This is a genomic window from Vibrio sp. B7 (genome assembly GCF_963888765.1).
GTDB classification, from domain to species: domain Bacteria; phylum Pseudomonadota; class Gammaproteobacteria; order Enterobacterales; family Vibrionaceae; genus Vibrio; species Vibrio anguillarum.
The window spans coordinates 229,254-244,968 of record NZ_CAWPKR010000037.1; the positions used below are offsets into that span (position 1 = coordinate 229,254).

The following is a 15,715-nucleotide window of genomic DNA, read 5'->3' on the forward strand; positions in this document are numbered from 1 at the left end:
TTATATGGGCGCTATTGTCAAACAGACACGCCCACAAAGGCTGGTTTTAACCCATGAAAGACATGATTACGACAAGCTAAACTTCCCGGTATTCACATCCGACCATGCGGCCATAATCGCTTGCTGAGGCTGAGAAGCTAATCCATCCATAAAGTTGCTTTCTCCCACCTTAGGCGCGAAGGAACTCATCGCTTGAATGAGGTTGTCTAACGCATTATCAGTCAAACAGGTATATTCCTGCTCGCCTTGAGCGTCTTTTTCACCTAAACCGATAATAAGTTTGGCTCGATTATTTGCAAAATAATCATTGAAAGTCACACAACCTAACGCATCAAATAGCGTTTGATCGGAAGAGGTATCAGTATGGCGTGCCATAGAGATTTTCAGATCGTAACCACTACGCTCAAACCATAAACGGTTCCAATCAATACCGTTGAAGATGATGTTTTCACCTTGGCGAATATCTTCAACCACGTTATCGATCACCTCACCACTGACCACAAAACTGTCTACGCCAGCACCGCCTTTGAACGTATTTTGGTAACCCCCAAGCACCATGACATCGTTACCTTCACCACCGTTTAATGTGCTGAATTTTGAGATGGCGGCGGCAATTAAGTAATCCTCGCCCTCGCCAGCATTAATCGAAGCATGGTAACCCATCAGTTTGACTTCATCGTTTCCTTGGCCAGCATCAATTCGGTTGTGATTGCCAAAGACTCTCGCAAAGTCATTGCCTGCACCAAGATCAAGTTGGTTGTTATTACCGATGGTTACAGCAAAGTCTTGATCGTCTCCCATGTCCACACGGTTGAAGTTACCTGAAGTGACCGCATAGTCATTACCTGACCCCATGGTGATCTCACCACCTTCGCCAAAGACAAAGGATTGATCATCACCCGCGCCCATAAAGACGTGGTTAATGCGTCCGGCCACAACTGCCGTATCATTACCATCACCGCCGAACATCATGTTCTCGCGACCCATTAAAACGCCCATATCGTGGCCTTCACCGCCGGTGAAAATATTGGAGACTCCCGTTGCGTAGAACACATCGTCTCCACGTCCTCCCCAGAAGTTATTATTGTCGCCTAGATAAGCGCCGAGATCTTTACCGTCACCGCCCCAGTTGAAGTTGTAATTACCCAGAGAAACGTTCATATCGCCATCCCCTTGCAAATGCCCACTGTTACGAAGGAAATCAAACGTTTTATCCTTCATATTGAGCAAATCGGCGGTGAGATTCTGCTTCAGATTACTGACCAATGATGCCATCTCTGCCTGCTTATCTTTGCTAAACATGGTGGCAAATAAATTGGGCAAATTGAGCGCATTAAAACCAAATGCGCGCTCTGGTTTGGTTTCTTCAACAGTGGCTGATACGTTTTCCGTTGCCGCAGACGCGCCATTGAGAGTCACTTGCGCTGTATCGTTTTCCTCTGGTGCTTTCTCTTTCAGTCCATGAGTTTCAGCAAAAGACTTAATGCCATCCGCCCCCATGTTGATACCCGCCTCTAGGCTATTTACTAGCTTGGTAGGGTCAACAAAGGCTTGCAGTTGGTCACCACTGAACTCACCAATGACCTCCAACATCTCTTTGAGAATCGCCACGCCATCAACAGCTTCACCATTACGCGAAACAATGTGACCTGACGCGGTGTAATCCACGCCAAAAATATCCGCCAGCGTGGTCTCTGCACCCACGCCAGCGAACTGACCTAATAGCTTATTCTTAAGCTGACGAGGCAAATCTTCTGGCGTGTAGGTGAAGGTTGTTTTGGCCTGACCCGTGGCAGAGAACTGCTGTGTCATGAGGCCAAATAGTGAACCTAGGTTGGTATCCAAAATAGACTGGATGTTGTCACCAAACATGAAGTTCCAGTTACCTGTCGTCACTTGGATATCCGCACCTTGACCACCCACGGCAAAGTTAAACGCAAGCTTCTCATTGGCTTGACGCAGCTTATCTGCACGGCTGAGCTTGCTGGTGTCATTGTTACCGTTGCCGCTTAGCCATTGGTTGTACTGCTTGTTCAGAGCTGCTTCTGCATCGTGCTTCAGGCCACGGCTACTACGCTCATTCTGCGAGTCCAGTTCAACCAAGCTGGTGTAATCAACACTGCTGCTCTGATCCAAACCAGACATATCTTTGACGAACTTCTTCGCACCAGACAATGTCCATTGCTGTTCTTGAGCCGCGAGCCAATCTTTGCCCTCACCCGAAGTGGCAATGCTTTGTAGCACACCCGAAATACGAGCGGCACCGTCAAACGGGTTGACCAATGGCGGAGTCGGAATTGACTTATCCATCATCACAATCAGATCATTGCTTCGACCTTTGTTGAAGCTAACGTTGCGATTACCGATGAACATTTGCGCACCTTCTAGTGCCTGATAACCACCAATATCGAAGCTGTGCTTGCTCTCACCATTACCGATGTGAATCATGACGTTATTGTCACCAAAGGCCAACGACTTAAAGCCACCCGTGCCGACTTTGATACCCACATTCGATGTGCCCCAGTTCACTGCTGTAAACTCACCGTCACCCACGTTGACTTGAATATTACCTGAGTAGCTGAGCTTGTTGTTTGCAGAAGAAGATGAGGTCTCTGTCTCCGCTTTGCGTTTTTCTGGCGCATCAAACACATCGTTGTTGTCACCAATCGCACCACGAGCTGGCTCGTCAACGTCGCTGATACCAATGCGAGATAAATCGATGTCGCCTTCCGCAATACCATTGCGAATACGCTCATCCTTGGCAACAACGTCACCTTGCTCGTTCCAGCTTAGCGACACTTTGTTGCTTTCGGCCTTTTGAACCCAATTGCCATTCGCATCCTTGGTATGCTTACGCCCCGTTTCGTCTACAGCCAGTTCAGAACTGCGTACAGAGACATCAAGACGAAGACCATTCGCATCCATCGCATTGATAAACTGATGACCAAAGCCTTTTTGCTTGTCGTCACTCACCAAAGAGCAGCCAACAATACTGATATGATCAGGCTTGCTGCTGACATTTTCCGCTTGATTAAACGACTGCTGGAACTTGGCCAGTTTCACTGCCAACTCATCGGCACTGTAGCCACTTAAACGCGTGTTGTTACTTTCTGAGTCATCACGACCATGACCCACTAACTGCCAGCGTAGCTTTCCATCCAGTTTAGACGGATCGCCATACACCACGCGATAATTCCCGTCAGAATCGAGCTGCACCACCACACTGCTTTCTGGGTGCTTACCCGCAAGGTTCGCAGCCGCTTTTGCAGCAACAGCATCGTTCTCCATTTGCACGATGATTTGACCATCAAAACGGGTTTCGCCACCGTCTGCTGTCGGAGTCACGACAACACGTTCCCAATCATTCACATTTTGATTGTGAAGCGCGGTATTTGCGCCACTCAAACTGTCCTTGAACGTGATCTTCGGTTTGTTAGCAACATCATCGTAGACAACACGTAGACTCACATCGTCTTGTTCAACTGTGAACTGGTTCGAGTCACTGACTTTAAGCGCAGGAAGATCGAGGCGGTGCGTGATACCAGGAACGAACCCTTCAATCCCTTTGTGAGACTGCAAATGCGCTTTACCGTAAATAGCAACGAACTTTTCGCCATCAGGCAGATTTTGCAATACTTCCACCGCAATGTTGTTCGCAGCACCAGCACGGTACATCAAACCATGTTCTGTTCCCTGAACGTTTGGACGTGCGGAGCTGTTGGCATCCAGCGCGACAATGCGCATACCGTTAGCACGTGCGTTTTCAAACAGAGCGACATCGAGATGCTTTGTTTTCAGCATTGCGCTTAGTTCACTCGACATCACACCCGTAGCTAGGTAGCGATCAATCAGCGGTTGCGCAAGGTCTGAGCGTAAATGCTCAAGGCCAATAACAGTGACTCCCTGCTTTTTCAGTGCATCCATCTGTTCATTAACAAAGCGCAGGCCGTTAACGTCGCTGCCATGCACTTCACCAATCAAGAGGCCTTTACGATCATCCAGAAGAACCGAAAGCTGCTCGTCAACACCCGTTGCGCTAGCAAGCTTATTCGTCAGTTCATCGTAGCCTTTACCAGAGTAACGACGATCCCAAGCGTCAACGTCCGTCTCATGGCTACTGCGGTAGATACCTTCAATTTGATCCATTCGGTCGGAATCAAGTTGAGATAGGTAGCTTTGATCTGCAAATTTCTTCAGCAGTATCATTTCAGCTGAATCACCAGAAATCGGATCCGCTTTCTTCGCCGCTTCTTTCAGGAAGTAGAATGCCATTTGCACCGATTCCACACCCGTCAAATCCTGAAGTTCTTGATAGCTATAGCCAAGATGAACTGTTTTAGTGGATTCATCCAACGTCGCTTTACTCAACAACCCGTTCGACTGAGACGTTTCTAGCCACTGTTTGAAATCAGCGTAATGCTCACTTAGATCTACGTGGTACTTCGCATCAAAACCAAGATCACTTGGCGTTTCGCCTTTGTAACCATGCTTCGGTGCCAAGTATGGGTCTTCATTGGCCCAACGAACCATCATATCCGTCAAACCTACGTGTTTACCGTTGGCTTCTTCAATCGCGACCATAAAGATACGAGCGGCAAGCTCCGGTCTTGTTTGTGCGATTGCATCAATACCCGCTTGGGCAATTTGCATCTTACCGATAAACAACGCACTGGTGACCTGCTCTTTCAACTGCGTTAGCGCTTGATTCCGCCCCGAAGTTGGATGTTCAGCGATGTAGGCATTAATCTTCTTATTAAGCTCAAAGCTCGCTGCGATTTGATCGCGGCCTTTAGCCTGATGCACAAGGTCGAGTTGATCGAGAATACCTTGGTAGGATGCGCCAATCGGTTTAGCAAAAACTTTTGCTCTTTCTTTCAGCTCTTGCACCGTAAAGATTTGCGCTAAATCAACCACGACCTTGGTTTTATCACCCAATGCTTCGAGATCGCTCGCGACTCCACCCGTAGGCTTTTTAATCGGTGTCGCGTCAAACACTGGCAGCTCAAGAATTCCCTGCATGGTGGTCTTATCACCAAAGGTTGGCTTGTAGCTTGCTAATGTGTTGCCATCCATTACCACCACACGGTTGAAGATCGGCTCCCCTGCGGCGTTTTTACCCAATTCGTAGCGTTGAGCCATGTCCAGATCGGACTTGCCGAAGAAACGCGTTAGGTAGGCGCTAAACTTCTCTGCTGATGAGAACTCTACGATGCCAGCATTTGGATCATAGAAGCCGTAAACCCGCTCGTCACCAGAGCCTTTCGCCCAAGCCGCCATTGCGTGTTTCGGTGCATCAAGTTCCAACAACACAGGTTTACCGTTAGCTGATGCATCCGTGATTTTCTCAACCACACCGTTTACGGTCAGCGCTTGCTTGTCTTCCAGCTTTTCCTGCCACACTTTCATCGACGTATCATGCATTGGGTTCTTCGCATGAATGGCCGCCAAGCTGCTGAGCAACTTGCTTGCATTGGCTTTTTCACTGTCTGAGTAAAGCGTTGGATTGCTCAGCACCGCTGCCGCTGAGTACATCTTCTCCAGCAGTTGTCTTGCCACACCAACTTGACCATCGTTTTCCAGCTGTTTCGCAACCAAAACGAGTTTAGAAAGTGGATCACAACGTCCACCAAAACCGTCATTCGCTAGATTCAACAGCATTAACTGTGGCGCGAGTTGTTCAGTTGCTTTCGCATCCACAACACCAGCCGAGGCAATCTCACGGAACAATCGGTTGTACTTCTCAGACTTGTTCTGGAACGTCACTTTCAGTGCACGACTTTCAATTTCCCAAGCAAGCGCACCTTTTTGCTCTGCACTCCAGTTGCCTTTAACAAACAAATCCACCAGTTGCTTGATGCTCATATCTGAGCGGAAGCCGTCAACGATTTCCTTCGCATGGTCGTTTTTGTAACCATTTAGGAAATCTTTAGTAGTGCGAATGTCTTTCGATTTACCCGGTACGCTCGTATCTGGTTTCAGCGCGTCGCCATAGCGTTTAAAGTCTTTCTCTAGCCCTTTCAGCACTTCGCCCGCTTCTACCGCTGCTTGCTCTGCATTGAACAGACCGGAGACAATTTGATCCGCGTACTGACCCATCAAGCGGTTGCTCGCTTCGTGGCCATAGAAGGTTTGTTCACCCGTGACGTTGTAGCCAGCAATCGCGAGTTTAGCTCGTAGCTTCTCGCCTTCTTCGCCTAAGCCTTCGTTGTCCGTTAGCAGCAGAATCGGCGTCTCTTTTGGCAAGCCTTTTAGGTTCTTCTCCACTGAGAACTGGCCGTTAACCGCTTTCGCGATAGCCCCCACAATGCCCGCTGGATTCGCCACTTCATGAGCGGTGATCGCTTTGGTCATACTTGGCATAGGACGATCAAGCAATAAGCCAGAAACCGTTTGACCATTTTGCACAGCATAACGTGCTAAATCTGCAGCAATCGGACCACCCATTGAGTAGCCATGAATGATGATGTTGCTCGGGTCAATGCCCTTGTCATTCACTAAGTACTTGAACATGGTGCGCGCGTCTTGGTACAAGCCTTTTTCACTTGGTCCGCCGTCACTTTCACCATAGCCACGCAGGTTGACTGCGAGCATGTCGATACCTTGTTTCTGATAGTGGCTGCGAATCGCACTCGCTTGTTCTTCAGAAGAAGAACCAGAACCGTGCAGGAACAATACGACTTTGCCGCTGGTCGCGCTTGTTTCACCTTCACTTGAGGCAGTTCCCTGATGGTAATATCCCGTTAAACGGCCTGCTTCTCCTTGCAGGGTGATTTTCTGCGATTCGCCTTTTTCCACCGCATGATCAAGTAGGGTTTGTGTGATTTCGCCAATCTTACGGCGAGCTTCTTTATCGCCATACAACTCGTTATTGAGGAAGCGAGTCAATGGGCTCAGAGATTCTTTATCGCGCGGTGGCGTACCATCATTTTCGATGGCGACGGTTTCTTTCTGCTTCTCGTTGCCTGATAGAGCATCAAGGACATCGCTTACTTGATGACTTTGCTTCTTAGCCACGATTTCTAACTGGGCCTCTTGTAACGCTTGACCAAAGTTGAAAAGCTCGGTCGGCGTCCAAACACCAAACTTAGGCAGCCATGTGTGACCAATGAGTTTATCTGCCCCACCCGCTTTCAACACTTTAGCGACCGTGCTAGAGCAGTTTTTGGTGAGCAGTTGATAACGCGCATCCGGGTCGTTACTTAGACGATGCCATTCTGCCTGCATTGCCGCAGTATCAAGCCCTTCTAAGTTAATGCGGAATACACGGCCTTGATCCGCTTCGCTTGCTTTGAACGCTTTAATCTCCTCTAGCGCTCTTTCAGCAAACTGACGAACCACATTAGCGATGCGTTTTTCCACTAGGGCAGGATCACCACTTGCTTGAGCTTGTTTCTGTAGCTCTTCAGCAAAACGGTTTGCTACATCCATCATGTCGTAACTGGTGTCATTCCACTGTTCAACGAATGGTTGGAATACATGTGCTGGAATGCCTGTCGTTTCAAGTATATCCGGGTTGCCCAGTAGCACACTCGCATAACCTTCAGAAGCGTCTTTGTACGAGGCATCAATACCTTTAGCGGCATTGAGTTTTTCGATAAAACGTTTCAGCTTAGTTTCGCCATCATTCAAACCAAAACGGTCGTTTTCTTCCGATGCCATATCATGCTCAAGTGTGTCATTTTGATGAGCTGGTTGGCTAAAGTCGCTCCAACGCAATTTAAGATCAGGCTGATCTTCTGTTGCAACGTTGAAGATATTACGGATATTGGATGACTTGCTACCTAGTGGCCACCAACTCACATAATTCTGCTTGTTGAAATCAGCCGCGGCTTGACCTTCAAGCTGCGTGCGACCTTGGCCAATTTGCAATGCGGCGTGACCTAGTGTGCTGTGATCACTCGGCTTCCAGATGTACATGGTCGCGCTCACTGGCGACATGTGCTGTTCAATCGCTTGGTGTACTTTGTTTAACCCAGCAATATCAATACCTTTACCATCTTTTGCAAGATCGTTTGCAGAAAGCCCTGCGAAGATCGTATCGGCAACAGCTTGACCATATTCATGACTTACGGCTGCTTTTACTTTTTCAAGTACAGCATCGCTACCGCCTAGCTGATCAATATTGGCAAGATTGCCTTTGCCCTTAGTGACGAAATCGCCATTTCCATCCAGATACAGATGTTTACTCTCCTTCAAGTTGGCGTTATCAAGCTGGTCATACAGACGGCTAAAGTTATCGTGAGCTTTGATGCTTTGCTCAGAGGCTACAAGAACCGAGACTTCCTCTAAACGTACATTCACTTGGTTTAACAGTGAACTCATAGCCTCAACGCGGCCAGAATCGGGGTGGCCGAGTAGGTAGCCTTCAACCTGTTTGCGCAGGTTCACCAGTTTTTCTACGGACTCCAAATTATAATCTGCATAATCAATCGCACCGTGCCCTAGATCCTTTGCGGCTTTGAATAGAAGAGGGATAGTATGATAATCAGCCAGTGCATCAATCACTTGTTGGTAGCTTTCACCACGAATTTTACCGCTCACATGAGCAGCATCAAGTAGCTCAGTCACAGACATCAGTTCTACGTTGGTGTTGTACGTCCAAGCACCGTCTTCTTTTTGTGCCAAAATTCGCGTGCGGCCATCGTGATGCGAGAGCACCTTGTTATCGACTAAGAATAGCTCATCTGGCATCTGCTCGAAGTTGTCGAAGTTTGCCAAGATAAAGCGCTCAATGGATTTTTGTTGAGCTGCATCTTCAGGATTATCAAGAAGAATAGTCTTTCTCTTTCCATCGGTTCCCGGCCACGATCGAACTTCAAAACCTTTATCGCCTTCTTGCACCAAGAGATTGCGCTCAGTACGAAGTGAATAGAATGGTAGAGATTCACGCAACATGCTATCGATCGCGCTTAGCTTCACATCCAGTTCAACCAGCGTATCGGCCTTGTAACCATCTGGATTGTCGGCCAAAAGATCAGCTTGTTTTTCGTGACTCAACGCATCAAAGCGTACTTTAACGGCAACACCAGCATCAGTTAGCCTGCGCCCAATATCTTCGACAGGAATATCTTTGTATGCTGAGACTGGCTTATCCAGCAGTCGGATTTCACCCACTAATCCTTCGCGTTGCAATTGACGCAGCGCAGGAAGTTCAACATTCCAGAAATAGTTGCCAAGACGCATGCCACCTTGGGCAATAACATAAACATCATTTTGTGCGCCCGTTGCATAGACTGAACTCCAAAAACCCGTATTACTGAACGTTGCTGCATCAATTGACGATTTCAATTGATTTTGCTCAGCGTTATCTGGGTCGAGGAACATGCCCCCCCAACGCATCAATTGCTTGTTTAGGTCGATTGCAAACGCATTGCCCTTAACATCAATGTCGTAAACTACCTTTTTGCCATCAGCCTGCGCATTGTCGAGTACGTTTCGGTATTCCTTAAAGTTTCTACCAGACCAGAACGAAACAATGCTTTTCTCACCGTGTGGCGCTTCAAAACTATAACCATAGCTCTCAAGCTTGGTGAGAAATTCGACGCGCTTGTCCCAGTCATAATCGAGCGTCGCTTCAACAAACAAAGTGGCTAATGCTTGCGCTTGATCTTTCGGTACTTGGTTGTCGGTGTGTTCGATGTAGCCACCAACAAATTGAATCATGCGCTCCTTGGCTTCATCAGAGACATCGGCATCGACGCGATCAAAACCTGGGACTGGTACATACTTGTCTGTCGCCGCGTCATTATCGGTGTCTAGCCAGCGATAAAGATTCGCCACTTTTTCTGCGCGAGCAGCCACAAGCGATTCTGCAGAGTCATGCGAAGCTTCGCCTAAGCTTTCAAGGTTCACCCCCGAAATGTGAATCTCTTTTCGGCTCACATCCTGAGAGGCCGTTGTTGGCACAACAATGCTGTCGGCGTTTGTCTCAGTGAACATCGAAGTGACAGAACTACCCGTATTTTTCGCTCGAATTCCTGCGTTAATTTGCAGGCGGTTGACTGCATTGGTCGCACCTTCTAAGGCTTCTAGCTCTTGCTCGCTCAAGCCCTCGCTAAAGCGGCCATCAGCGTTTGTTTGACTGTCAGCGTTGATATGGCGGCCCGCAACACCAGCGGCTTCGACGCTATGTGCTTGACCCGCAAGGCCGCTGCCCGCAACACCTTGACGATCAGGGCGATCGCTTTCATTTTGCTTAGCCCCTTTCGCATCATTCTGCACTTGGTTGGCTTTATGTTCCGCGTTCATCGCATCGCGATCACCACGCGATTGCGCGTCGTTTGCTGCGCTGTGTGCGTCAGATTCGGCTTGTTTCGCATCGTTGCTTTTCGTTAAAGCATCAGCTTTACGTTTTTCAGCATCAATTTTAGCATCAGCAATGTCTTGCTCTGCACCCGCCAGGTTTTGCTCACCTTTTGCGACGCCTGCTTCCGATTGTGCAACCGAATCTTTGACTTTGTTTTGATTGTCCGCGTGCGTCTGTTTCGCGGCAGCAATCTGCTCACCAGAAACCTGTTTTGCGTTGTCCAATTGGGTTTGAACACCATCAAGCAAGCCACCGGCAAAATCGTTGCGCCATTGGTCGCCCGACTCACCCGTATGCGTGGCTTTGTCATCGAGCACATCGAGACCTTGTGCCAGTTCGGTCAACTCAGCCGTCACGGCTTCCGACTCTTCTTTCACTGCATCGCGTTGAGCTTGACCATTATTTTCCAAGGCTTGTTGGTCGGTAGATTCCAGCTGGCTTTGCGAACCTGCGACAGCATCGAGCTGTTTCTGCTTTTCTTGTTCTAGACGCTGGCGATCCGCTTCTGCGCGCTCTTTATCTGATAGGGCATTCTGCGACGCTTGATTTTGCGTTGCATGCTCACTCACCGCATTAGTTTGCTGTGGCGTTTCTGATTTCGCCACTACGTTATCTAAGATATAGCCCAACCCATCATCGTGGCCTGTGCCTTTGAATTCGATACGGTTACTGCCAGCATGAGCGGTCAGTTTTAAGGTTTTTTGCTGCCAAGCAGATTCGTCACCAGACGATGAGAAAACCACTTCGCCGTTCCAGAGAACGTCAATGCCTTCGTTATTAGAAATGCCTGCACGTTTTGCAAAATCAAAGCTCACAGCAATGACCTCGCCTTCCGTCAGGTTCTGAATATCTTGGTAGATAGTCGTGCTTTGATCTGTTGCCAATTCAGACACATTGTTACCGTGCCCATCCCGCTCCAAACCATATGAACTTGCAGAAACATAAGCTTCGACACCATGCGTAGAACTCCAACCGAAATCACTCTGCTCAAAATCGCCATTAACAATGAGATTTGGCCCTTGAACTTGGTCCGAAGAGTCGTCAACGCTGAGCGCATTTTGCATTTGATTGAGATCAGGTGCGTCTACCTTGGTCACACTACCTGTTAGGCTGTCTCCCAAATCAGAGCCCACTTCTTCAATCGCCTCCATTTGGAAGCCATCCAGCTTGGTGATTTCAGGTGTCGCAATCGCACCACGGCCTTTATGCGTGCCGGATGATGATGCTTCATCGCCTTGCACTAAGTAGTTGATTGCTTGGCTACCACCTACACCAAGTACGGTTTGCTTGATGTTATCAAACAGGGCGGAGAGCTTGTTGCTGCTGGTGTTGCTCGACGCGACCGCCAAACTGTAGAAATCACCATTACCGATTTTGATCGCCACGTTGTTTTGAGCGTAAGAAGCATTAACCCCTAAACCATCACCAACATGAATATTAGCGTTGGCTTTACCTTTCATGACCGCGACGTTCAAACCATCGCCGATTTTGGTATTGACGTTGTATTGGCCCCAAGCAACATTGACCGAAATACCATCACCAACCACGGTGTTAATATTGGCATCCCCATAAGCGGCGGTGACGTTTAGGCCATCTCCCACTCGAGTCGTTACGTTCGCTTTACCTTTCGCGGCGGTCACCTGCATACCATCACCGACTTTGGTGACGATGTTGCCCTTACTCCAAAGTGCGTTAAAGCTATCGCCATCACCCACTTGAGTCACAATGTTGGCTTCACCTTTGGCTAGCACAACATTTTGGCCATTACCCACTTTGGTGATAACGTTGGCTTTGCCCCAAGCGCCGGTATAATCATCACCATCACCCACATGGGTAATGATATTGGCTTGACCTTGCACGACAGAGACTTCTTGACCATCGCCCACTTTGCTGATGACGTTGGCTTCGCCTTTGGCAAAATTATAGCGATCACCGTCGCCCACTTGGGTAAACACGTTTGCTTGACCCCAAGCCACGTTAACACCCAAACCATCACCGACTTTGGTAATGATGTTTGCCTTGCCCTTGGCAATACCAATGGTCGTGCCATCTCCGACATGGGTCATCACGTTGCCGATATCGGAAATCAACAACCCTACCGTGGTGCCTTCGCCCACTTTTGTGAGGATATTGCCTTTACCCGCCAATACAGCGGCGGTGGTTGCATCACCGACATGAGTCACGATGTTGGCTTTCGCCGCGGCCACAACACCCATGAAATCATCACCCACTTTGGTGACGATATTGGCTTCGCCCAGTGCTAACACGCCCGTTAGACCATCGCCGACATGCGTCATGATGTTCGCTTTACCGAACATCGCCGCCAGCGTTGTGCCGTTGCCGACTTTGGTCATCACGTTCACTTCGCCCGCAAATATTCCTAAGCTAGTTCCATCGCCGACATGGGTCATGATGTTCGCTTTGCCGACCATCAGCGCCGCCGTGAGATCATTGCCCACTTTGGTCATGATATTGGCTTGGCCGATCATCGCCGCAAACGTGCTGCCGCTACCTACATGGGTAAAGATATTAGCGTTACCCACCATAGCCGCAAGTGTGGTTCCATTACCGACTTTAGTTGCTATGTTGCCTTTGGCTAACATAAGCGCCACCGACATGCCATCACCGATATGGGTGAAGACGTTAGCTTCGGCCACCATCAACGCGAGAGCATCACCGTTGCCCACTTTGGTAAAGACGTTACCAAGGCCGCCCATCAGTGCCCAAGCATTCCCTTCGCCCACATGGGTAAAGATATTGCCTGCACCAATCATGACTGCAATGGATGTTCCATCGCCCACTTTAGTGAAGATGTTGCCTGCGGCGCCCATTACACCAAGGGTTTGGCCATCACCAACATGCGTTAGCACGTTGCCAACACCAAGCATAATGCCTGTCGTGTCGCCATTCCCGACTTTCGTTAGGATGTTCGCGCCGCCTACCATGACACCAGTTGTGGTGCCATCACCGACATGGGTGAGTACGTTAGCGCCTCCGCCCATCACCGCAAGGGTGTTGCCTTTGCCTTTTTTGGTGAAAATGTTTGCGCCGCCGAGTGCCACCGCCGTGGTATTCGATAATTGATCATCACTGCTGATATGAGTAATCACGTTCACACCACCCAGCATGCCCGCCGTGACTTCACCATCACCCATTTTGGTCAGTACGTTTGCGCCACCAGCCAGTACCGAAGCCACATCGCCTTGACCGACTTGCGTCATGACATTGAAACCGCCAGCCGCTAGCCATAGTGCATCACCACTACCGATTTGCGTGTGCGTGTTATAGCCGCCCAGTAGAGTAACTCGACTATTGCCTTGGCCTTTCTGTACCGAGATGTTGCCGTAAGCCAATAAGCGAGCCAGATAGTCACCATTACCGACACGAACTAGCACGTTCAACGCACCACCCGCGTAAACATCCATCTTGCCTTGCTGACTTTGGTGCACTAATACGTTTGCCAAACCTGCGCCGCGGAAGGTGAGATCCCCTTCTTCGCCATTTTTGACAATCACGTTAGCCGCGCCAGCACCGTTAAATTCAGTGTTACCAAACTGAGAGCTATGCAGGATCACGTTGGCAAGACCGCCACCGTTAAAGTAAACATGACCACGTGTTACGTTGGATTTAATAACGTTACCGCCACCGACACCATTGAAATGAATATCGCCAGAGCTTTCACCGCTATCGCTTACGGGTTTGAATAAGGTTTGATCCGTGTATTCGTCGATATCAGCCACTGTTTCGCTGGTACTTCTTACCGCGTTAACGCTGTAATGCAAGTCGCTGAGCGAGTAACCCCCTTTGCCCATTGCGTGATATCCATACGCAGACGAAATATCTTGGTTAGCTAAATTGGCCGTGTGATCACCTTCTTTATACCAAGAGCGAGCTTGATATTTCAGCGCGCCAGTTTCGGCATCGTTAGCCAGTTCAACCACAACGATTTTCGTGTAAGGTCCCAGCACCTTAGCGTAAACATAAGTGTTGGGTTTGCGGTTTGATTTCACCGCTTTGACATCAACCTTAGTGCCATCAGCAAAAATGGCGTGACCACCCATTTTTGCATCCGACAATGACACATCTTTCGCATCAATCACCGCACCATTGGCGTAAGTCACCCACTCATATTCAGTCAAGCTTTTCTCAACCGCATGAACAGTGACAGATTGTTGATGTTCAACTTTGAGATCAGATAACGTGTAAGCACCATTGATATTAACGGCTGTGAAACCACCGTTGTTGGAAATATCTTGATTCGCTAAGTTGTTTAAATGGTTACCCTCTTTATACCAAGCCGAAGAGTAATATCTCAGTTCTCCGGTTTGAGGATCATTACGCAACTGTACTTTGTTAATTTTGGTATACGAGGAGTCTGCGAAAGCAAAAAGATAAGTATTAGGCTCGTTAGCTGATTTTACTGCCGTGACTTGATGATTTTGTCCTATCCATGAACCACTCATCACCGCCTTAGTTAATACAACTTTATCAGCCTTGGCATTGGCCATTCCTTCTTTCGCAAAGTCATCCCAAGAACCTTTACGAGTAATGGTGTTATAAGCACCGCCGCCCGAGAAGTGAATATCACCATGTGCCACATCAGAGTAAAGGCTGTTGTAACCACCCACACCTTCGAAGCGAATATTACCGCGTGTTTCGGTATACACATCGTCCGCATTGTGCGTACGCTCAATTCGGTTGGATGCCCCGGCACCCTCTAGGGTAATATCCCCAACCTTGCCTTTGCGAACCAAATGGTTATCCGCACCAGCTCCACTAAAGTGCAGGTTACCGCTTTCAACACGTGAGCTAATACTGTTAGCAACCCCCGCGCCGACAAAACGCACATCACCTTGAGATCCTTGATACTGGTTAAACCAAGTACGATCGATTTTATTGCCCGCACCTGCACCTTCGAAACTCAAGTTTCCATGATTGGTTTCATGCCAGATAGCGTTGTAGCCACCAGCACCTTGGAAAGAAACATGGCCTGATGACCCTTGACGCTTAATGTGGTTGTAAGCCGCAGCACCTGCGTAGCTGATGTTGCCATGCTGGCCGTCATGACCAATGTCTACACCACCAGCAGCACCTGAAAATGAGAGATTACCGTCTCCGTTTTTCTTGATATCAGCATAACCCGCAGCGCCTCGAACGCTCAGGTTCCCCGTTGTATCTTCAACTTTTAGATAGCCGGCCCCCGCCGATACCGTATCGTTACCTGAACCGGTATATACCGTGGCTCCGATCGACCCCAGATGAATATGATCATCTCCGCCATAAGCATGAATTTCGCCGCCAAAACCGATGGCAACAATGTCGTTATTTCCATCGTCGGCGGAATAATTTCCGGTGAAGAAGTATTCGACACTTCTCCAAAATGGTTTTCCCATAGACTGTGGCTCTTAT

Annotated in this window: 1 protein-coding gene; it reads right to left on the reverse strand. The window is 48.7% G+C overall.

Going from position 1 to position 15,715, the window contains the following annotated elements; translation table 11 throughout:
* Positions 1 to 66: 66 nt before the first annotated feature.
* Positions 67 to 15,699: an MARTX multifunctional-autoprocessing repeats-in-toxin holotoxin RtxA gene (rtxA, locus tag AACV32_RS14780; RefSeq protein WP_170895356.1), complete on the reverse strand. Its 15,633-nt coding sequence runs from the start codon at positions 15,697 to 15,699 to the stop codon at positions 67 to 69.
* Positions 15,700 to 15,715: the final 16 nt, after the last annotated feature.